Source organism: Microbacterium sp. GW823-FHT02G05, assembly GCF_058797175.1.
Genome location: NZ_JBXAJK010000001.1, coordinates 1,748,380 through 1,767,286, shown reverse-complemented (window position 1 = coordinate 1,767,286; position 18,907 = coordinate 1,748,380). Strand labels below are relative to the sequence as shown.

General features: G+C 67.8%; 19 protein-coding genes. 8 read left to right on the top strand and 11 right to left on the bottom strand.

Annotation, left to right across the window (positions count from 1 at the left end):
• Positions 1–1,545, top strand: a complete 1,545-nt coding sequence (locus tag AC1REM_RS08610) for a UDP-N-acetylmuramoyl-L-alanyl-D-glutamate--2,6-diaminopimelate ligase (RefSeq protein WP_492514247.1) — start codon at positions 1–3, stop codon at positions 1,543–1,545.
• Here AC1REM_RS08610 and AC1REM_RS08605 read toward each other — a convergent pair.
• Positions 1,542–2,396 carry a sulfurtransferase gene (locus AC1REM_RS08605; protein WP_492514246.1) on the bottom strand — a complete coding sequence of 285 codons (855 nt, stop codon included), beginning with the start codon at positions 2,394–2,396 and terminating at the stop codon, positions 1,542–1,544. The two genes, AC1REM_RS08610 and AC1REM_RS08605, sit on opposite strands and share 4 nt — an antisense overlap.
• 33 nt (positions 2,397–2,429) lie before the next feature.
• On the opposite strand from AC1REM_RS08605, the gene AC1REM_RS08600 reads away from it, so the two are divergent.
• Together AC1REM_RS08600 and AC1REM_RS08595 are read left to right on the top strand one after the other, a co-directional pair.
• The gene (locus tag AC1REM_RS08600) at positions 2,430–3,416 is read left to right on the top strand and encodes a Gfo/Idh/MocA family protein (RefSeq protein WP_492514245.1); all 987 of its coding nucleotides are present in this window, start codon (positions 2,430–2,432) and stop codon (positions 3,414–3,416) included.
• Between the two features lie 4 nt (positions 3,417–3,420).
• Positions 3,421–4,329 carry an NYN domain-containing protein gene (locus AC1REM_RS08595; protein ID WP_492514244.1) on the top strand — a complete coding sequence of 303 codons (909 nt, stop codon included), beginning with the start codon at positions 3,421–3,423 and terminating at the stop codon, positions 4,327–4,329.
• 12 nt (positions 4,330–4,341) lie between these two features.
• On the opposite strand, the gene AC1REM_RS08590 is transcribed toward AC1REM_RS08595, so the two are convergent.
• The 7 genes from AC1REM_RS08590 to AC1REM_RS08560 form a co-directional block, all read right to left on the bottom strand.
• The gene (locus tag AC1REM_RS08590) at positions 4,342–5,349 is read right to left on the bottom strand and encodes a sugar phosphate isomerase/epimerase family protein (RefSeq protein ID WP_492514243.1); all 1,008 of its coding nucleotides are present in this window, start codon (positions 5,347–5,349) and stop codon (positions 4,342–4,344) included.
• Between the two features lie 24 nt (positions 5,350–5,373).
• Positions 5,374–6,231: a sugar phosphate isomerase/epimerase family protein gene (locus tag AC1REM_RS08585; RefSeq protein ID WP_492514242.1), complete on the bottom strand. Its 858-nt coding sequence runs from the start codon at positions 6,229–6,231 to the stop codon at positions 5,374–5,376.
• Positions 6,232–6,308: 77 nt separating this feature from the next.
• The gene (locus AC1REM_RS08580) at positions 6,309–7,517 is read right to left on the bottom strand and encodes a substrate-binding domain-containing protein (protein WP_492514241.1); all 1,209 of its coding nucleotides are present in this window, start codon (positions 7,515–7,517) and stop codon (positions 6,309–6,311) included.
• A gap of 2 nt (positions 7,518–7,519) precedes the next feature.
• On the bottom strand, positions 7,520–8,617 hold the full coding sequence (locus tag AC1REM_RS08575; protein ID WP_492514240.1) for an ABC transporter permease: 1,098 nt from the start codon (positions 8,615–8,617) through the stop codon (positions 7,520–7,522).
• Positions 8,614–9,639, bottom strand: coding sequence for an ABC transporter permease (locus AC1REM_RS08570; RefSeq protein WP_492514239.1), 1,026 nt, complete (start codon positions 9,637–9,639; stop codon positions 8,614–8,616). Before AC1REM_RS08570 ends, AC1REM_RS08575 begins: the two co-directional genes overlap by 4 nt.
• A complete protein-coding gene (locus tag AC1REM_RS08565; protein ID WP_492514238.1) occupies positions 9,636–11,156 on the bottom strand; it encodes a sugar ABC transporter ATP-binding protein in 1,521 nt (506 codons plus the stop codon). Before AC1REM_RS08565 ends, AC1REM_RS08570 begins: the two co-directional genes overlap by 4 nt.
• Positions 11,153–12,256, bottom strand: a complete 1,104-nt coding sequence (locus AC1REM_RS08560) for a Gfo/Idh/MocA family protein (RefSeq protein WP_492514237.1) — start codon at positions 12,254–12,256, stop codon at positions 11,153–11,155. Before AC1REM_RS08560 ends, AC1REM_RS08565 begins: the two co-directional genes overlap by 4 nt.
• 114 nt (positions 12,257–12,370) lie before the next feature.
• Here AC1REM_RS08560 and AC1REM_RS08555 point away from each other — a divergent pair, with 114 nt between their 5' ends.
• The 3 genes from AC1REM_RS08555 to AC1REM_RS08545 are packed head-to-tail and all read left to right on the top strand — an operon-like array spanning position 12,371 to position 15,150.
• Entirely contained in the window at positions 12,371–13,558 is a 1,188-nt protein-coding gene (locus tag AC1REM_RS08555; RefSeq protein WP_492514236.1) for an ROK family protein, read from the top strand.
• 15 nt (positions 13,559–13,573) lie between these two features.
• Positions 13,574–14,194 (top strand): DUF4166 domain-containing protein, encoded by a 621-nt coding sequence (locus AC1REM_RS08550; RefSeq protein ID WP_492514235.1) that lies wholly within the window; start codon positions 13,574–13,576, stop codon positions 14,192–14,194.
• Positions 14,191–15,150 (top strand): epimerase, encoded by a 960-nt coding sequence (locus tag AC1REM_RS08545; protein ID WP_492514234.1) that lies wholly within the window; start codon positions 14,191–14,193, stop codon positions 15,148–15,150. Before AC1REM_RS08550 ends, AC1REM_RS08545 begins: the two co-directional genes overlap by 4 nt.
• Here AC1REM_RS08545 and AC1REM_RS08540 read toward each other — a convergent pair.
• Both AC1REM_RS08540 and AC1REM_RS08535 read right to left on the bottom strand, forming a co-directional pair.
• The gene (locus tag AC1REM_RS08540; RefSeq protein ID WP_492514233.1) at positions 15,147–15,524 is read right to left on the bottom strand and encodes a PLD nuclease N-terminal domain-containing protein; all 378 of its coding nucleotides are present in this window, start codon (positions 15,522–15,524) and stop codon (positions 15,147–15,149) included. The genes AC1REM_RS08545 and AC1REM_RS08540 overlap by 4 nt on opposite strands.
• 9 nt (positions 15,525–15,533) lie before the next feature.
• Positions 15,534–16,472 (bottom strand): aldo/keto reductase, encoded by a 939-nt coding sequence (locus AC1REM_RS08535; protein ID WP_492514232.1) that lies wholly within the window; start codon positions 16,470–16,472, stop codon positions 15,534–15,536.
• A 31-nt stretch (positions 16,473–16,503) separates the two neighbouring features.
• Here AC1REM_RS08535 and AC1REM_RS08530 point away from each other — a divergent pair, with 31 nt between their 5' ends.
• Both AC1REM_RS08530 and AC1REM_RS08525 read left to right on the top strand, forming a co-directional pair.
• The gene (locus AC1REM_RS08530; protein WP_492514231.1) at positions 16,504–17,112 is read left to right on the top strand and encodes a GNAT family N-acetyltransferase; all 609 of its coding nucleotides are present in this window, start codon (positions 16,504–16,506) and stop codon (positions 17,110–17,112) included.
• 37 nt (positions 17,113–17,149) lie between these two features.
• Positions 17,150–17,944 carry an SDR family oxidoreductase gene (locus AC1REM_RS08525; protein WP_492514230.1) on the top strand — a complete coding sequence of 265 codons (795 nt, stop codon included), beginning with the start codon at positions 17,150–17,152 and terminating at the stop codon, positions 17,942–17,944.
• A 66-nt stretch (positions 17,945–18,010) separates the two neighbouring features.
• Here the strand turns inward: AC1REM_RS08525 and AC1REM_RS08520 are convergent, their stop codons facing one another.
• Positions 18,011–18,880 (bottom strand): AraC family transcriptional regulator, encoded by an 870-nt coding sequence (locus AC1REM_RS08520; RefSeq protein WP_492514229.1) that lies wholly within the window; start codon positions 18,878–18,880, stop codon positions 18,011–18,013.
• Between the last annotated feature and the right edge of the window lie 27 nt (positions 18,881–18,907).

The following is an 18,907-nucleotide window of genomic DNA, read 5'->3' as shown; positions in this document are numbered from 1 at the left end:
ATGCCTTCCGCTTCGCAGTACCCCACGCCGCGCCTCGACGCCCGACCGACCGAGATCTTCCGATCAACTCTCGGCGACGTCGTTGAGCGCCTCCGCGCAGAGGCGGCAGAGGCGCGGCCGACGCAGACTCCCCCGCACCCCGAAGCCGCTTTCACCGGTATCGCGATGGCGACCGACGATGTGCGGCCCGGTGACCTCTTCGTCGCCGTGCAAGGAGAGAACGCGCACGGCGCACGGTTCGCAGAGAAGGCACGCCAAGCCGGCGCGAGCGCCGTGCTCACGGATGCGGCGGGTGCGGCCCTGCTCCCCGCAGACGTGCCCGCCCTCGTAGTCGGCGATCCGCGGCGTGCAGTCGGCCCCGCGTCCGCACAGCTGTACCGTGACCCCGCCTCCGCCCTCCAGACGGTCGGCATCACCGGCACGCAGGGCAAGACGACGACAGCGTTCTACGTCGCGGCCGCGATGGGCATGCAGCGCTCCGGCACGATCGGCTCGATCGGCACGACCGTCGGCGACGACTTCTTCCCCCCGAAGCTCACGACCCCTGAGGCCCCGGAACTGCAGGCGCTCTTCGCCGTCATGCGCGAGCAGGGCCTCGGCACGGTCGCCGTCGAGGCCTCCAGTCACGCGCTCATGCTCGGACGCGTGGAGGGCTTCACCTTCGACGTTGGGCTCTTCCTCAACCTGGGCCACGATCACCGCGACTACCACCCCACGCAGGCCGACTACTTCGCCGCGAAGGCCATCCTGCTGACGCCCGAGCGCTCCGGCCTCGGCATCGTCGACGTCGACTCGCACTGGGGTCGGGTCATGGCCGAGCAGGCCACAGTGCCCGTGCGCACGGTGTCCACTGCCGGAAACGACGCCGACTGGCGCGCCGAGCAGATCAAGCTGCGCCCCGACGGCTCCTCCTTCGTCGTCGTCTCGCCGCGTGGCGAGCGCGTCCGTTTCACGACGCAGCTCACCGGCGCTTTCAACGTCAACAACATCCTCGCCGCGGTCGCGGGCCTTGCCGAGATCGGTCAGCCCCTCGAATCGCTTGTCGAGGGCATCGCGGCGCTTCCGAGCGTCGAGGGACGCCTGCAGCGTTTCGACTTCGGTCAGGCGTTCACGGCGATCGTCGACTCGGCGCACAAGCCGGAGGCGATCAACGCGGCGCTGCGTGCGATCCGCACCACGTCACCCGAGGGACGGCTCATCGCCGTGCTGGGCGCGAACGGCAACCGCGACACGTCCAAGCGACGCATGATGGGGCGATTCGCCGCGATGTTCGCCGATGTACTCGTCGTCACGGACGACAACCCCTACGACGACGATCCGGCTGAGATCCGCGCCATGATCATCGACGGCGCACGCTCATCGGCGGCAGAGATCATCGAGATCGGAGACCGCCGCGAGGCGATGGCCGCTGCTGTGCGCATGGCCCGCCCCGAAGACACCGTGGTGGTTCTCGGCAAGGGCCACGAGCGCTATCACGCCCTCGCCGGCGGCGACATCGCCTGGTACGACCCCGATGTCCTGCGCGAGGTCATCGAAAGCCTCTAAGAGTCCTCACCTGTCGCGATCTTCGCATCCGGCGTGTTCGACCATGCGCTCCAGGAGCCGACGTACACGCTCACGTCGCGTCCGATGATCGCTCCGGCGAGCGCCAGCTGGGCGGCGGTCACGCCCGAACCGCAGTAGGCCGCCACTCTCGTGCGCTCAGCGACACCGCGCTCCTCGAACGCCTCGGTGATCTCTTCGGCATCGCGGAAGTGTCCGTCTGATGTCAGAAGGTCCGCGATAGGCAGGTTGCGAGCCCCGGGAATGTGACCGGCGATCGGGTCAATCGGCTCGGTCTCGCCGCGATAGCGCTCGCTCGCGCGCGCGTCCAAGAGCACCCCGTGCCCCGGCCACTGCGCGGCCTCGTCAGTGCCGATCACATCGTCACCGGAGGGCTCGGTCAGGGTGACCTCACCCGGTTCAGGCAGCGCCTCACCGGTCTCGATCTCACCGCCAGCGTCGCGCCACGCGGCGAGACCGCCATCGAGCACGCGCACATCGACCCCGGTCCGGTGCAGTGCCCACCAGGCCCGGCTCGCGGGGAGCATCCGCGCATCGTCGTAGACGATGACCGTGTCGCCCGCGGAGATTCCCCACCGGCGCGCTGCGGCCTGCAGCTCGTCGTGCGCCGGCAGCGGGTGTCGCCCCTCCTGCGGCTCACCGTGTCCGGCGAGCTCGGTGTCGAGGTCGACGTAGACGGCCCCGGGAATGTGTCCGGCACGGTAGAGATCGTGCCCGTCCGTGTGCCCCAGGCGGTAGCGCACGTCCAACAGACGCAGCGGAACGTTCGCGTCGATCATGGTGCGCAGGTGGTCGACGGAGATGAGGGGCGTCGTCAACGGCATGAAGCTCATGAGCACCATTGTCTCAACCCCTACGCTGGAGTCATGACTGGACTTCGCTGGGGCATCCTCGCCACCGGTGGCATCGCCACCGCCTTCGCCACTGATCTGCGCACCGCCGGCCACGACCTCGTGGCGGTCGGCTCCCGGACGCAGGAGTCTGCGGATGCTTTCGCTGCGCAATTCGGCATCGATCCGGCGCACGCCCACGGCAGCTACGAGGATCTCGTCGCCGACAGCGATGTCGACATCATCTACATCTCGACGCCGCATCCGATGCACGTCGACGGCGCACGCCTCGCGCTCACCTCCGGAAAGCACGTGCTGGTCGAGAAGGCGTTCACGCTCAATCAGGCAGAGGCGAAGGAACTCCAGGAGCTGGGGCGGGAACGCGGGCTGCTCGTGATGGAGGCGATGTGGACTCGCTACCTGCCGCACATCGCCCGCGTGCACGAGATCATCGCCGCAGGCACCCTGGGCGAGATCCGCGCCGTGACCGCGGATCACACGCAGTCCCTGCCCATCGACCCGTCGCATCGCCTCAATGCGCTCGAGCTGGGCGGCGGAGCACTCCTCGACCTCGGCATCTACCCCGTCTCCTTCGTGTGGGACATCCTGGGTGCGCCGACCTCCATCCGTGCGGTGGGCCGTCTCGGCGAAACCGGCGCCGACACCGAGGTCGCAACCGTCATGACCCATGCGGGCGGCGCGGTCTCCACGACCTTGTCCTCTTCACGCGCTGCGGGACGCAACACCGCCACGATCATCGGCGCCGAGGCGCGGATCGAGATCGATCGCGTCTGGTACGCCCCGACCTCCTTCACCGTCATCGCGACCGACGGCACCGTGCTCGAGACATACGACGCCGGAACAGCAGGCCGCGGCATGCAGATGCAGGCGGCGGCCGCCGAGCGCTTCGTCGCAGACGGTACCCTCGACAGCGACCGCTTGCCGATCGCCGAAAGCGTCGCCATCATGGGATGCCTCGACGAGATCCGCACACAAATCGGCGTCTCCTATCCGAAGGAATAGCAGTATGAACGATTCGCAGTCTGCTCGCGTCGCGGTGTACCTGGACTTCGACAACATCGTCATCTCCTGGTACGACCGTGTGCACGGGCGCAACGCCTACGGCAAGGACCGTCAGCGGATCGCCGACGACCCGAACGACGCGGAGGTCGCCGAGCGTGTGTCCCGCGCCACGATCGACGTGGGCGCGATCATCGACTACGCCTCGTCGTTCGGCACGCTCGTGCTGACCCGCGCCTACGCCGACTGGTCATCACCGGTGAACGCCGTCTACCGGTCGCAGCTCGTGGCCCGTGCCGTCGATCTGGTGCAGCTGTTCCCGGCCGCCGCATACGCGAAGAACGGCGCCGACATCCGCCTCGCCGTCGACACGGTCGAGGACATGTTCCGCCTTCCCGATCTGACGCATGTCGTGATCGTCGCGGGCGACTCCGACTACGTGCCGCTCGCGCAGCGCTGCAAGCGCCTCGGCCGCTACGTCATCGGGGTCGGGGTGGCCGGTTCCACCGCGAAGTCCCTGGCAGCCGCGTGCGACGAGTTCGAAGCCTACGACTCACTCCCGGGCGTCGAGCCCCCCGAACCCACGAAGGCGGAGAAAGCAGCCAAGGCCAAGCCGCAGTTGCGTGCCAAGACCAGGGCCGAGAAGGCTGCGGCGTCGGAAGCGCCCGCGCTGACGGATCAGGAGCAGGCGACGAAGACGCTCGAGCGCGCGCTGCGCCTCGGTCACGACAAGAGCGATGCCGACGAGTGGTTGCACAGCTCCGCTGTGAAGACGCAGATTCGCCGCATGGACCCGTCATTCAGCGAGAAGGCACTCGGCTACCGCTCGTTCTCCGATTTCCTGAAGTCGCGCGACGATATCGCCGAGCTCGAAGAGACCGGACACGAGCGTCTAGTGAGGCTGCGGGAGGTCTGAGCCGCCTGGCACCTATTGGTTACTGAACGCCGCGTCGAAGGAGGCAGTGGGCAGAGGCCACAGGAGCGAGCGGACGAAGTCGACCGCCTCGGCAGCGCCGTGCAGGCGGTCCATTCCGGCGTCTTCCCACTCGATGGAGATCGGACCCGAGTAGCCGATGGCCTCCAGCGCCCGGAAGGAATCCTCCCAGGGCACGTCACCGTGCCCTGTCGAGACGAAGTCCCAACCCCGGCGCGGATCGCCCCAGGGCAGATGCGAGCCCAGCACTCCCGCGCGGCCGTTCTGCGGGCGCATCCGGGTGTCCTTGCAGTCGACGTGGTAGATCCGGTCCTTGAAATCCCAGATGAATCCGACGGGGTCGATGTTCTGCCACATCATGTGTGAGGGGTCCCAGTTGAACCCGAAAGCCCTGCGGTGGTCGATCGCCTCGAGCGCGCGCACGCTGGTCCAGTAGTCGTAGGCGATCTCGCCGGGGTGCACCTCATGCGCGAAGCGCACGCCCTCCCCGTCGAAGACATCGAGGATCGGGTTCCACCGCGCGGCAAAGTCATCGAAGCCCGCCTCGATGACGTCGGCCGGCACGGGCGGGAACATCGCGACGTAGGGCCAGACAGACGACCCCGTGAATCCCACGACCGTATCGATGTCGAGCTTCCGGGCCACGCGCGCGGCGCGCATCATGTCGTCCGCGGCACGCTGACGCACGCCCTCGGCGTCTCCGTCTCCCCAGACGTAGTCGCGCAGGATCGCCTGATGACGGAAGTCGATCGGCGCATCGCAGACCGCCTGCCCTGCGAGGTGGTTCGAGATCGCGAAGATCTTCAGTCCGTGACGATCCAGGATCTCCTTGCGGGAGGCGAGGTACTCGTCGTCCTCGTCTGCGCGGCGCAGGTCGAGGTGGTCTCCGGATGCCGCGACCTCCAGGCCGTCGTATCCCCACGACGCCGCCAGGCGCGCGACCTCTTCGAGGGGCAGGTCGGCCCACTGGCCCGTGAACAGGGTGACGGGGTGCGTGCTCATGGTGATCTCCCTTGGGTTTCGTGCTCAGCGAGCGGTTCCGAAGGCGCGGAGCGCACGGATCGTGCGTGCCGCGAGTTCGTCCTGTGAGGGTGCGAGCGGACGCCAGACGGACGCTGCGACCGCGATCGTGGCGTTCTCGCCGGTGAAGCTCTCCAGTCCCAGCATGCTCGCGTACCCGACGTCGTCGAGCGCGCGGAGGATCGCCGGCCAGTCCGTGTGATCGTCGCCCACGGCACCGCGATCGCTGCCACACACCTGCACATGGGCGATCGCCGCGGCCGCTCTGCGAATCGCGTCGTCCGGGCGCTTCTCCTCGATGTTGAGGTGGTAGGTGTCCAGCGCGAGGCCGACACCGTGGCCGAGCAGCGGTCCGAGCGCATCGAGCGCCTGATCCACTGTGTTGATGAGGCTCGTCTCATAGCGGTTCAGCGGCTCGACGGCGAGTGTCACTCCGGCGGCGGCCGCGTGCTCCGCGACCGGACTCAGATTGACCTGCAGCTCGTGCACGGCCGCTGCACGCGCGGCGTCGTCCATGCGCCAGGTCACACCCGTGGGCGCATAGAACGGGCCGGCCACCACCGTGGCACCCAGTGTGACAGCCGCATCCGTGCAGGCGCGAAGGTAGTCCTGCGTCGCCGCGACATCGCCTGCCTGCGCGAGGAGGGAGCGCCCTGGTCCCATCGCCCCCACCACGGCAGCGGCGAGGCCAAGGCCGTCGAGGACGGCACGCGTTCGCTCCGCATCCCAGTCCCCGACATTCTCCAACGGCAGCTCGAGCGCGGAGTACCCCAGCGCGGCGGCCTTCTCCGCGATCGGCGGCAGGTTCTCGTCGGTCAACGGCGATGTCCACACCCATGTGTTGACGGCGATCGTGCGCAGCATCCTGCCCCCTTGCATTGTGACGCTCTCACCCTCCCATCCCGCGCGAGCGAGACGGAAGGGTGAGAGCGAGTGTCGATTTACGGAATCTGGCGCTTCTGCCAGACCTCCGGGTAGCCCGGCAGGTTCTCGCCGCCGAACTTCGCGTAGTGTCCGTCGGGCATGCCCTCGTTCGCCGCGAGGTACGTGTCGAGCTCACCCTTGGTGATCGGCTTCTGCGGGAGCACCCACTCCTTCGGAACCTCCTGGCCCGCGAAGATCATCTGCGCGGCCAGCAGCGGCGTGCGCCACTGGAAGTTGGAGTACACAGGAGCCAGACCCGTGAGGCCGGTGTCCTTCCACTTGCGCAGGAAGCTCATCTCGTCTTCACCGGTCATGACCGGGTAGTCGGCCCCTGCGTCCTCGAACGCCTCGATCGCCGCGACAGCACCGTCACCGGCATCCATCCAGATGCCCTTCACCTCGCCCTTGGCGAGCTCATCGCTGATGATGCTCTTGATCTCAGCAGGGTCAGCGCCCGTGAAGTAGTCGACGGCCTCGATGCCGGCCTCGTCGAACAGCTTCTTCGCGCCGGCCCAGCGGTGCTCGAGGACATCGACACCCGGAAGGATGCGCAGGGCCACGACCTTGTCGCCTTCCTTGAGGTTGTCAATGAGGAACTCCGCCGTGTCGATGCCCCATGCGAAGCCTCCGATCGGGTGGATGAACGTGACCTGACAGTCCGTGTTCACACCGCGGTCGAACACGACGACAGGCTTGCCGGTCGCACACGCACGCTCGACAGCGGGAGTCATCGCCGCTGTGGAGTTCGGCGAGATGAGGAACACGTCGCAATTGCCCTCGGCGATGAAGTAGTCGATGTCGGCGATCTGCGTGTCATCGGAGTCCTGCGCGTCGCGGGTCTCCATCTCGCTGATGGCGCCCGACTCCTGCAGGACCTTGAGCTGCTGGTTCATCGTGATCCAGCCCGTCTGACGCCACGGGTTCGAGATCGATGCGTTCGCGAAGCAGGCCTTCTTGGCACCGGCACTGGCGAAGCCACTGGTGTCGACCATCTCGGCGTTGATGTGCTGCAGGTACGGCTCGTCGGCGGGACCCTGAGGGGTCACCCCACGCTCTGCGTCCTGTTTGTCGAAGAGCGCCTGGTCGAACCATTCGCTCGTCTCGGCCGGCGCCTCGGACTCCTCGGTCGTGGGCGGCGCCACACTCGGGTCAGTCGTGCACCCGGCGAGCGCGATGAGGCCGAAGAGGGCCACCCCGGCGGTGGCGATCTTCACTGATCGTCGCATTGCTAGTCTCCTCTGGTTTCTGTGGAACCCTCGGCGGCGAGGGCAGGTGATGCAGACGTACGAGCCATGGCGTCGGGCGACGCGTCGGGCTCCTTCCCCTGGTCGGGTGAAGCAGTTCCCTGTTCGGGTGAAGTGGGGGCGCGGCCGCGACGGCTGCGCAGAGCGACAGCCGAGTAGGCGACGGCCGCGATGATGATGACGCCCTGGACCGCGGGGCGAAGGGTCGACGGAACGCCGGCGATGTTGAGGAGCATGAACAGCGCCTCCAGTGCGAAGGCTCCCGCGACAGCGGCGACGACCCAACCGCGTCCGCCGCCGAGCACGACCCCACCGAGGACGACGGCGGTGATCGCTACGAACTCGTATCCGCGTCCGACTGAGGGATGCACGCCCGCATAGCCGACCAGCAGCACGGCGGAGACCGTGGCCGAGACCGAGGAGATCATGAACGCGCTGATCGTCACACGTGCCCGGCGTGCGCCGGCGAAGTCGACGGCGCGGGCATTGTCTCCCGTGGCCATGAGCAGCTTGCCGAGCGGACGACGGGTGATCCAGATCGCCAGTGCGAGCCAGACGGCGAGGATGATCGCTGCCCACGGCACGAACTCCAGCACCGGCACGTTGCGGATGCCGCCGCGTCCGATCTCGCGGAAGCTGTCGGCGGGGTTGCCCGTGGCCGCTCCGCCGGTCCACCACATGACAGCGCCAAGGAGGGCGAGCATCATGCCGAGGGTGACGATGAAGGACGGCACCTTGAGCAGCGTCACGAGGAGGCCGTTGATGAGCCCGATCACGAGTCCGAAGACGATCATCAGGATCAGCACCGGAACCGTGCGGGAATCGTCTTGGCCCACGACGTTGCCGGCGATGATCACCTGTGCGGTGATGAGCGAGCCCTGCGAGAGGTCGAACTCCCCGGACACGATGACGAAGAACTGGCCGATCGCGACGATCGCGACCGGGGCGACACGCTGGATGAAGCGCATGAGCTGCCCCGCATCCGCGAAGTTCGGGTTCAGGATCATGACCGCGACGAGCAGCACCGCGAGCAGGAGGAAGACCGCGCCACGGGGGCTGATGAGTGTGCGCACGATGTTCATGAGCGGGCTCCTGCGGTGTCGGGGCTGGCTTCGGGAGCGGATGCCGGGACGGCGGCTCCGAAGCGCGCCCTGCGGCGGCTGATGGTCCGGCGACTGTAGACGGCCACCGCGGCGACGATCACGACGCCGCGGACGACGTCCTTGAGGAAGGGGTTGACCTGCATGACACTCATGACGCTGTCGACGACCGCGAGGATCGCCACGCCCCCGATCGAGCCCCAGATCGAACCTCGGCCGCCGAGCAACAGGGTGCCGCCGAGGACGACCGCAGCGATCGAGAGCAGGTCGTAGCCGCCCTGCTGCCCCACCGTCGGTGTCCCCACACCGAGGCGGCTGGCCAGCAGGAGCCCGGCGAGGCCGGCGAACAGCGAGCTGAGCACGTGCGCGGCGATCAGCGGGGGGCGGGTGCGCACACCCGACAGGCGAGCCGTCTCCGGATCCCCTCCGACGGCGAAGAGATGCGCGCCGGTGCGGGTGCGGTTGAGCAGGAACCACATGATCGCCGCGAGAGCGAGCATGATGATCGTCGAGACCGGGATCGGCCCGACGCCGGTGGCGCCGATGAGCTGGAACTCCCACGGGATGCTTCCGGCCGAGCCCTGGAAGTTCGTGTTCAGGATGCCCTGCAGGATGAGGCCGGCGCCGAGAGTCGTGATGAAGCCGTTGACTTTGAGCACGGTCACGATGAGCCCGTTGGCAAGCCCGATGCCGGCGCAGACGAGCAGCGTGATCGCGACAGCCAGCGGGATGTTCGCCGCCTGCCCGTTCATGATCGTCGCGGCGAGCAGGCTCGCGAGGCTGATCACATACGTGACCGAGAGATCCAGCGAGGCCCCGAGGATCACGAACGTCTGTCCGATCGCGACGAGGCCCAGCACGCTCATCCCGGTGAGGATGTCGCGGATGTTGCCATCGCTGAAGAAGTTGCGCCCGACACTTGCGACGAGGACTGCTCCCACGATGAGTGTCAGCACGAGAATGCCCAAGACGATGAGCGTCGAGTCGATCCGGATGCGCTTCATCGCGCGTCCCCTTCCGTGTGCGTGTGCGATGTGGCACCCGTGGCGGCTCCGAGGATCTCGTGCTCCTCCGCGCCGGCCGGAAGCTCGCCGGCCAGGCGTCCGTCCCGCATCACGAGGATGCGGTCGCTCATGCCGATGACCTCCGGCAGTTCGCTGGAGACCATGAGCACCGCGCACCCATCGGCGGCGAGCTGCCGCATGAGCGCGTAGACCGCGTACTTGGCTCCGACGTCGATGCCGCGCGTGGGCTCATCGAAGAGCACGATCTGCGGAGACGTGAGCAGCCACTTGGTCAGCACGACCTTCTGCTGGTTGCCTCCGGAGAGGAAGCGCACCTCGCGGTCAGAGCTGCGCGAGCTGACTTCGAGCGTGCTCAGGATGCCGGGGACCTCGCGTCGTGCGCTCGCTGTGCGTCCTGCGAAGACACCGCGCACGACGAGCAGCGCGTTGTCGAGGACGGACTGTCCGAGGGCGAGTCCCTGCGCCTTCCGGTCTTCGGTGACCAGGGCGAGACCCGCCTTGATCGCCTTCCGTGGGCTGGTGATGCGCACCGGCGCGCCATCCAGTCGAACGCTGCCACGGGTGAAGCCGTGCACGCCGAAGAGGGCTTCGAGAAGTTCCGTGCGCCCTGATCCCTGCAGCCCCGCGAGACCGACGATCTCTCCCGCGTGCAGAGCGAGGTCCACACCGTCGATGTAGTCGTTGCCGCCACCGTCGAGCTCGAGTCGCGCAGCGCCCCGCTCTGTGCCCGGAATCGGGTCGGGGAAGAATGACTGGATCGAGCGGCCGACCATGCGGCGTACGAGTTCGTCGGTGGTGAGGTCGGCGGCGGCGTCCGTGGAGACGTGGGCGCCATCCTTCAGGATCGTGATGCGATCGCAGAGGTCGAAGATCTCCTTGAGACGGTGGGAGACGTAGATGACAGCGACGCCTCGAGCGGTGAGCCGTCGGATGATCGCGTAGAGCAGCTCGACCTCGTTGTCGCTCAGCGCAGCGGTCGGCTCGTCCATCGAGATCACCTGCGCGTCGAAGGACAGCGCCTTGACGATCTCGACGATCTGCTGCTCGGCGACCGTCAGCGACCCGACCCTTGCCGTCGGATCGATGAACGAGACACCGAGATCCTCCAGAAGCGCGCGGGTGCGCTGCACCATGCCCTTCTGATCGAGGAATCCGCCGCGTCGGGGCTCTCGCCCGAGGTAGACGTTCTGTGCGACCGTCCGCTCCGGCAGGAGGGTGAACTCCTGGAAGACCGTCACGATGCCGGCATCCATGGCCTGACGCGGATGTGAGTACCGCACCGGTTCGCCGCGGTACTCGACCACTCCCTCATTCGCGGGCTGCACGCCGGCGATGATCTTCATGAGGGTGGATTTGCCCGCGCCGTTCTCCCCGACAAGGCCGTGCACCTCACCGCGCCGCACCTCGAGGTCGATGTCGGAGAGCACACGGACGCCGAAGAACGACTTGCCGACGCCCCGGGTGCGAAGGACGACCTCGCCGATCTGCGCGTTCATGCGGGCACCTCGATCCACGAGTTCGTCGACGCCGACTGCAGCACGAGATCCGTGATGATCGCCGCACGGCGTCCGTCCGCGAAGGTGGGCAACCCCTCGGGCTCAGCGCCGGCGATCGCAGCGTGCACGTCGGCCATGAAGCCGTTGAAGGCGTCCTGGTAGCCCATCGCATGCCCCGCGGGCAGGGTCTGCAGTCGGGCGGAGTCGGCGCTCGCCGTCGCGGGGTCGCGCAGCAGCAGCGCCGAGCTCTCACGTCCGCCGAGCCAGAGCTCTTCGGGTCGCTCCTGCTCGAAGCGAAGGGTCTCGCGGCTGCCGTGGATCTCCAGTGTCAGCGCGTTCTTGCGACCCGGTGCCATCTGCGACACGAGGAGGCTGCCGAGCGCGCCGCTCTCCATCTCCACGAGAACGGCTGCGATGTCTTCCGTGTCGACGGTGTTCCCACCCCGGTCCTGGAAAACGCGGCGCGTGCGAGCGGTGAGGCGGATGATGCGCTCACCGGTCACGAACTCGATGAGGTCGCAGAGGTGCGAACCGATGTCCGCGAAAGCCCGAGAGTCTCCGGCCGTGGCGCTCTGCACGCGCCAGTCGTCATCGCTCTCGTGCAGCATCCAGTCCTGCAGGTATCCGCAGTCCAGCGAGAGCAGCGCGCCGGCCTGTCCCGCCAGGACGCGGGCTCGCGCCTCTCTGACCATGGGGTGATACCGGTAGACGAAGGGGACGGCTCCGACGACGCCCTCGCGCGCGGCGGCTTCGACAAGGAGGTCGGCATCCGCAGGGGTTGTTGCCAGTGGCTTCTCGCAGACGACGTGCTTGCCCGCCGCGATGGCCGCGAGCGCCAGTTGCGCGTGTGTGGCATTCGGCGTGCAGACGTGGACGAGATCGATGCCGGGATCTGCCAGCAGCTCGGGCGTGCTCTGCGCGCGCTCCACTCCGAGGCTGCGCGCAACGCGCTCCGCGCTGGAGAGGGAGGAGGTGGCGAGCGAGGTGACCTCGCCGCCCGCGTTGCGCACCGCTGCGCGGTGCACGCGGGCCATGAAGCCCCCACCAAGGATGCCGGATCGGATCGTTCCGACGCCGGTGTCTGTGACGTCCGTTGTCATGTCGATGATTCTGACACAACTTCGACAACTTTTGCTAGTTCTTTGTCAAAAGTATTTTGACGACAATCAGAAGAAGACAGATGCTCCCCATAAGGGGTGTGGTTTACTGACCGAATGACTGCGACGACTCTCGCCAATTCCGGCGCCGGTGAGATCTTCCAGATCCTCCGCGACGGACAGGCACGCACGAAAGCCGAGCTCGCCGCGATGACCGGGCTTGCACGCTCCACCGTCGCTCTGCGCATCGACGCTCTCGTGGCCTCAGGGCTGCTGCACCCCGCGGGCGAAGCCGTGTCCACGGGCGGACGCCCTCCCGCACGCATCGCATTCAACACCGAGGCCGGCGTCGTCCTCGCCCTCGACCTGGGCGCAACCCACGGCACCGCCGCTGTCGCCGACCTCTCCGGGCGCATCCTCGACGCGCGCACCCGCGCGATCGACATCGCCGACGGTCCCGAACGCGTTCTCGACTCGATCCTCGCTGACGGGGCAGAGCTGCTCGCCGACCTGATCACGCCGCAGCGACCGCTGCTCGGGGTGGGCGTCGGCGTCCCTGGCCCTGTCGAGCACTCCACGGGGCGGCCGACGAACCCGCCGATCATGCCCGGCTGGGACCGCTTCGACGTGCCGTCCTATGTGCAGCGCACGCATGCCGTTCCCGTCCTCGTCGACAACGATGTGAACATCCTGGCTCTCGGCGAGCACGCACTGCGCTGGTCGGACGTCGATGACCTCCTCTTCGTGAAGGTCTCCACCGGTATCGGTGCGGGCATCATCGCGGGCGGACAGCTGCAGCGCGGCGCGCAGGGCTCGGCCGGCGACATGGGCCACGTCCACGTTCCCTATCGGCAGGACTCCGGGCGCGACCCGGCCGATGACCGCGACCTCGAAGCTCTCGCGAGCGGGCCGGCGATCGCCGCAGTCCTGCGGGATCAGGGCTACGACACCCATCGCAGCGCGGATGTCATCGATCTCGTGCGCGCCGGAGACCAGGCGGCGATCACCGCGACGCGCCAGGCCGGACGCGACGTCGGTGAAGTCCTCGCGACCATGGTGAACATGCTCAATCCATCGACCATCGTGATCGGCGGCAGCATCGCGCGCGCAGGAGAGCATCTGCTCGCCGGGGTGCGCGAGGTCGTCTACCGGCGTTCGATCCCGCTGGCCACACAGCATCTCGCGATCGTGCAGTCGCAGGGCGGCGAGCGCGCCGCCGTGTTCGGGGCGGCGATCATGGTGGCGAACGAGATCCTCTCCCCTGCCCGGGTCGACGCCTACGTCGCCGCGCACGCCGACCGGTGACGATACGCTCGTGAGGTGACCGCGATCCCGCAATCCCCGTATCGGCGGGCGATCGCGGCGCGCGAAGCCGCCCTGCATCCCCGTCTCCGGCTGTACTTCTCTCCGATTCCCACGGGCCATGTCGGCGTCGGCGAGGGCGTGTTCACTCGCGCCGGCACACCCCGCCGGTGGCTGTGGCCGTTTCTGCGCCCTCTCGAGAAGCGCGGCGTGCTCTTCGCCGGATGGGAGCACGACGTCCCCTTCCGTGTCCTGAACCGCACCATCGCGTTCCGCGCGATCGCCGAGCGCGAGTTCCACCGTCCCTCCGGCACCTGGATCATGCAGGATGCCGTCGCCCTGGGCCCCTACGGACGCATCGTCGACGAGCTCGGCGAACCCGGCACCATCGCAGCATCCTTCGATGTCGACGTCCACGACGGCGCACTGCTGCTCACAAGCGTTCGGGTCGGAGTGCGATGGGGGCGCCTGCGTGCGCGCCTCCCGCGACTCCTCTCCCCGACGGTCCGCCTCGTGGAGCGCTTCGACGACGAGCGAGCGCAACAGCACGTGAGCCTCACGGTCGACGCGCCGCTCATCGGGCGCGTGTACGAGTACGAGGGCTGGTTCGACTACCGCATCGAGAAGGAGAACGGATGACCGACGGACGTGTCGTGCTGGGCGGATCGACCGGGTTCATGGGTGGGGTGCTGCAAGAACGCTATCGTTCTGCAGGTCGCGAGGTCGTGACGATCTCTCGCCGTGGCGCCGACCTCAGCTGGGATGACTCCGTCGGCATCGCGGAGGCCGTCGACGGCGCGAGCCTCGTGGTGGGACTGGCCGGCAAGAGCGTGAACTGCCGCTACACCGCCGAGAACCGGGCGGAGATCTTCCGCTCCCGTGAGGAGACGACCTCAGCACTCGGCACGGCGATCGCCGCAGCATCCGCTCCGCCCGCTCTCTGGGTGAACTCCTCCACGGCGACGATCTATCGCCATGCAGAAGACCGCCCGATGACGGAATCGACGGGCGAACTCGGCACGGGCTTCTCCGTCGAGGTGGCCAAGAGCTGGGAGCGCGAACTCTTCGCGGCGCCCTTGCCCGCCACACGACGCATAGCGCTGCGCACGGCGATCGTGCTCGGTGACGGCGGCGTACTCGGCCCCCTGCGCACTCTCGCCCGCCTCGGCATGGGCGGCGCTCAGCACGACGGACGATGGCCCGTCAGCGCCGCACGGCGTGCCGCCGGAACAGCGCACGACTTCGGCGCTCCCCGCGGCGCCCAGCGTTTCAGCTGGGTGCACATCGACGACGTCGCCCGCATGCTCGACTTCTTCGAGGCGACGCCCTGGCTGCACGGGCCGATCAACGCCGCGGCACCTCACCCCGTCGACAACCGCACCTTCATGGCGACCGTGCGCAACGTGCTGGGCGTGCCGTTCGGTCCGCCGATGCCGCGATGGATGCTCGAGCTCGGCGCCATCGGCATCCGCACCGAGACAGAGCTCATCCTCAAGAGCCGCTGGGTGCTTCCGGAGACCCTGCTGTCTGCCGGGTTCTCGTTCCGCTACCCCGAGCTGGAGCCCGCCCTGCGCGACGCTTTCGCCCGCGCCTAGACCGGGTCGCTCTCGCCGCCCTCGCGGCGACGCTTCTCGATCTCCGCGCGCAGGCGCCACTCCTCGATCTCACGATCGAGATCCGCGATCTGCTGTTCCGTCGAGCGGGTGTCGGTGGGCCGCGCCGGCGCAGACGGTGTCTGCGGCTTCCTGGGCGCGCGCTCTCGCCGGGGCATCCGCGGCAGCGCGACCCCGGATCCGTTGTATTCGCGTCCGAGCACGAACCAGAGCAGCCCGCCCAACGGGATCAGAACGGCGATGAGCACCCATGCGATCTTCGGCAGAAATTTCACCTCGCTGTCGTCACGACGCATGATGTCGATGATCGCCCCGACCATGAGGGCGAGCATCAGCAGCGAGAGCAGAATGTACATGATTTCAGCCTAGGGAAGCAGGTGTCCGGCCGCACGGAAGAGTTCGTACCACTCCGCGCGGGTGAGTTCGATGCCGGCGCCCGCCGCAGCATCCACGATGCGCTGCGGTGTGGTCGTCCCGAGCACGACCTGCATCTTCGCCGGGTGGCGGGTGATCCAGGCCGTCGCGATGCCTGTGGGCGTCACGCCGTACGACGCGGCAAGGCGGGCGATCACCTCGTTGAGTTCGGGGTACTCCGGGTTGTCGAGGAACACCCCCGTGAAGAATCCGGCCTGGAACGGCGACCACGCCTGGATCGTGATCCCGTTGATGCGGCAGTACTCGACGATGCCACCGCCGTCGAGCACTGCGCTCTGCGCCAGCCCCTCCATGTTCGCCGCCAGCGGCTGGGCGATGATCGGGGCGTGCGTGATGGACAGCTGGAGCTGGTTCGTGACGATCGGCTGGCGCACGGCCGTCTTCAACAGGTCGATCTGGCGCGGCGTGTGGTTCGAGACGCCGAAGGCGCGCACCTTTCCGGCTGCTTCGAGCTCATCGAAGGCGCGCGCGACCTCGTCGGGTTCGACGAGGGCATCGGGCCGGTGCAGCAGGAGAACGTCGACGTAATCCGTCTGCAGAGCGCGCAGCGAGTCCTCGACCTGACGCACGATGTGCGCGTAGGAGAAGTCGAACATGCCCTGCGCCGGCACGATGCCGCACTTGGTCTGGATCATGACCTCGGCGCGCTCGGCCGCGCTCAGGCGCAGCGCTGCGCCGAAGCGCTCTTCGCACAGGTGCATCTGTCCGCCGTAGATGTCGGCGTGATCGAAGAAGTCGATTCCGGCTCCGCGCGCCGTGTCGTAGAGCTCACGGATCTCGGCATCCGACTTGTCGGGAATCCGCATCATTCCCGCGATCAGGGCAGCGGCGGATGCTCCGGCGAAAGGCACAGTCTTCACCTGTTTCACGATACCCGCGCTGCTCCTGTTGAATGTGCGCATGACCTTTCGCACCCCGCCCGCCCCGCTGACTCTGACCGGCTCGCTCGTCGAGCTTCGCCCGCTGGAGCGCGCGCACCACGACGGTCTGCTCGAGGCCTCCGGCGAAGGCGATCTGCGCGCGCGCTCCTGGTACACCTCTGTCCCGACGGCCGACGGCCTGGAGAGCGAGATCGAGCGCCGCCTGGGCCTTTTGGAGAAGGGCGAGATGATCCCCTTCACGACCTTCGACGCCGCTGGCCGCATCATCGGGATGACCTCGTACTACGACATCGAGGAGACGGTGCCGCGGCTGCACATCGGCTACACGTGGAACCGACCTTCCGCGCACGGCACCGGAACGAACGCGGAATCGAAGCTGCTGCTCCTTCGCCACGCTTTCGAGACGCTGGGGGTCTTCCGTGTCGGACTCACGACGCAGTGGGTGAACCAGCAGTCCCGTGCGGCGATCGAACGCCTCGGCGCGAAGCAGGACGGCGTCATGCGCGCGGTGAGCCGGTACCGCAACGGCGCACTGCGCGACAGTGTCGAGTACTCGATCATCGAACCCGAATGGCCGGCAGTGAAGGCAGGCCTTGAGGCACGGCTGGCAACCAGATCACGAGCGTAGGCTCGGTGCACACACTGTTGCACCGAAGGGGATCACAATGACCCGCACCTACGTCGTCACCGGAGCCGCCTCGGGAATCGGCGCCACCACCGTGCGTCTTCTGCAGGAGCGCGGCGAGCGAACCATCGGCATCGACCTGCGCGATGCCGACATCGAAGCCGACCTCTCCACGGCCGAGGGCCGAGCCGCGGCGGTCGCGCAGGCGATCGAGGCGTCGGGTGGGGTCATCGACGGCGTCATCGCCTGCGCCGGCATCTCCGCGCCGAAGCCGCTCACGATGTCGGTCAACTACTTCGGCGTCACTGAGGTGCTCGAGGGCCTGCTTCCGGCGCTGCGCGCATCGGATGCTCCGCGCGCAGCCGTCGTGTCGTCGATGGCCTCGCTGCAGCCGAACTCCGCACGTCTGGTCGAGGCGGCGCTCTCCGGCGACGAAGCGGCGACGCTGGCCGTGGCGGAAGACCTTATCGCGCAGGATCCCCGTGCGGCTCGCGCCGCATACCCCTCGTCGAAGCGCGCCATCTCACGATGGGTGCGCCGTGAGTCGATCACCGAGAACTGGGCCGGCGCGAGCATCCCCCTCAACGCCGTCGCCCCCGGCACCGTCATCACGCCGATGACGCAGGAACTGCTCAACAACCCCGAGGGCCTGGCGCTCGTTGACGCCCACGTGCCGATGCCGCTCAACTACCACCAGCCCGCTGAGTCGATCGCAACTCTTCTGATCTGGCTCACGAGCGTCGAGAACACGCACATGGCCGGTCAGACGATCTACGTCGACGGCGGCGCCGACGCCACACTGCGTGGCGACGACGTCTGGTCGTGGAACGACTGAGGCGAAGCGCTGACATGAAGAGCGGCCGGGTCGGAACGGCAGTTCCGCCCCGACCGCTTCGGCGTCTCAGGCCTGACGCTCGATCGGCATCCAGAGTTCCGTCGTCGCGGTGCGGAAGTCCTCAGCGCGGTCGATGACCGCGACGATCGACGGCCCCTCGCGCAGACGCCAGGGGTTCGAAGGGAACCAGTCCGCGACCGATGCCGCATAGGTTTCCTGCAACGCCTCCGGGTACGGGCCCGATGAGCGGAACACGACCCAGGATCCGGCCGGTACGTCGATGACGTCGAGGTCATCCGGAACCGCTGTGGCGCGATCGATGGCGACGCCGTGCAGGTAGGTGAGCGTGCTGCCCTCGGCGTAGTCGGGGTCGACGTCGGCGCTCACCTGCAGGAGGCCTGCCGGCTCGCTGTCGCCGAGCTTCTTGAGCCGCTCATGCTCCGCCAGGGGAAGCGATGCGATGTGCGCCTGGATATGCGGGTTGGCCCCTCGGTGGATGAGCGGCACCTGTGCGGCATGGCCGACGAGGCGGAACGGCGGGTGGTCAGTGATGCGAGAGTCCATGGTGGAGTGTCCTTCGATCGTCAGGCGGAGCCTGAGCTGCGGTTGAGAGCGAAGGGGGCCACCGTGCTGACGCAGCTCTGCGGGGCTGATGCCGTGCACCGCACGAAACGCCCTGTTGAGCGCCTCCGTCGAGCCATACCCGTAGCGGACGGCGACGTCGAGCAGCGGCACGTCCGCCAGGACATCGGCGGCCGCAACCGTCATCCGACGCCGCCGCACGTACTCGGACAGCGGCATCCCCACGAGCGACGAGAACATCCGTCGCAGGTGATACTCCGTCGTGCCGAGGCGACGAGCAAGAACAGGCACATCAAGATCCTCAGCCAGGCGCACCTCGACTTCGTCGATGAGTCCGTTGAGCTCAGAGATCATGGTGTCCCCCTTCGAGATCGAGTCTGT

What these genes read in the sequence shown, in the direction of transcription:
- AC1REM_RS08570 (WP_492514239.1), bottom strand. Translation starts at nt 9,639, where the DNA reads ATGAAGCGCATCCGGATCGACTCGACGCTCATCGTCTTGGGCATTCTC.
- AC1REM_RS08555 (WP_492514236.1), top strand. Translation starts at nt 12,371, where the DNA reads ATGACTGCGACGACTCTCGCCAATTCCGGCGCCGGTGAGATCTTCCAG.
- AC1REM_RS08585 (WP_492514242.1), bottom strand. Translation starts at nt 6,231, where the DNA reads ATGCTGCGCACGATCGCCGTCAACACATGGGTGTGGACATCGCCGTTG.
- AC1REM_RS08545 (WP_492514234.1), top strand. Translation starts at nt 14,191, where the DNA reads ATGACCGACGGACGTGTCGTGCTGGGCGGATCGACCGGGTTCATGGGT.
- AC1REM_RS08540 (WP_492514233.1), bottom strand. Translation starts at nt 15,524, where the DNA reads ATGTACATTCTGCTCTCGCTGCTGATGCTCGCCCTCATGGTCGGGGCG.
- AC1REM_RS08525 (WP_492514230.1), top strand. Translation starts at nt 17,150, where the DNA reads ATGACCCGCACCTACGTCGTCACCGGAGCCGCCTCGGGAATCGGCGCC.
- AC1REM_RS08560 (WP_492514237.1), bottom strand. Translation starts at nt 12,256, where the DNA reads ATGACAACGGACGTCACAGACACCGGCGTCGGAACGATCCGATCCGGC.
- AC1REM_RS08580 (WP_492514241.1), bottom strand. Translation starts at nt 7,517, where the DNA reads ATGCGACGATCAGTGAAGATCGCCACCGCCGGGGTGGCCCTCTTCGGC.
- AC1REM_RS08520 (WP_492514229.1), bottom strand. Translation starts at nt 18,880, where the DNA reads ATGATCTCTGAGCTCAACGGACTCATCGACGAAGTCGAGGTGCGCCTG.
- AC1REM_RS08610 (WP_492514247.1), top strand. Translation starts at nt 1, where the DNA reads ATGCCTTCCGCTTCGCAGTACCCCACGCCGCGCCTCGACGCCCGACCG.
- AC1REM_RS08590 (WP_492514243.1), bottom strand. Translation starts at nt 5,349, where the DNA reads ATGAGCACGCACCCCGTCACCCTGTTCACGGGCCAGTGGGCCGACCTG.
- AC1REM_RS08605 (WP_492514246.1), bottom strand. Translation starts at nt 2,396, where the DNA reads ATGAGCTTCATGCCGTTGACGACGCCCCTCATCTCCGTCGACCACCTG.
- AC1REM_RS08530 (WP_492514231.1), top strand. Translation starts at nt 16,504, where the DNA reads ATGACCTTTCGCACCCCGCCCGCCCCGCTGACTCTGACCGGCTCGCTC.
- AC1REM_RS08595 (WP_492514244.1), top strand. Translation starts at nt 3,421, where the DNA reads ATGAACGATTCGCAGTCTGCTCGCGTCGCGGTGTACCTGGACTTCGAC.
- AC1REM_RS08600 (WP_492514245.1), top strand. Translation starts at nt 2,430, where the DNA reads ATGACTGGACTTCGCTGGGGCATCCTCGCCACCGGTGGCATCGCCACC.
- AC1REM_RS08575 (WP_492514240.1), bottom strand. Translation starts at nt 8,617, where the DNA reads ATGAACATCGTGCGCACACTCATCAGCCCCCGTGGCGCGGTCTTCCTC.
- AC1REM_RS08565 (WP_492514238.1), bottom strand. Translation starts at nt 11,156, where the DNA reads ATGAACGCGCAGATCGGCGAGGTCGTCCTTCGCACCCGGGGCGTCGGC.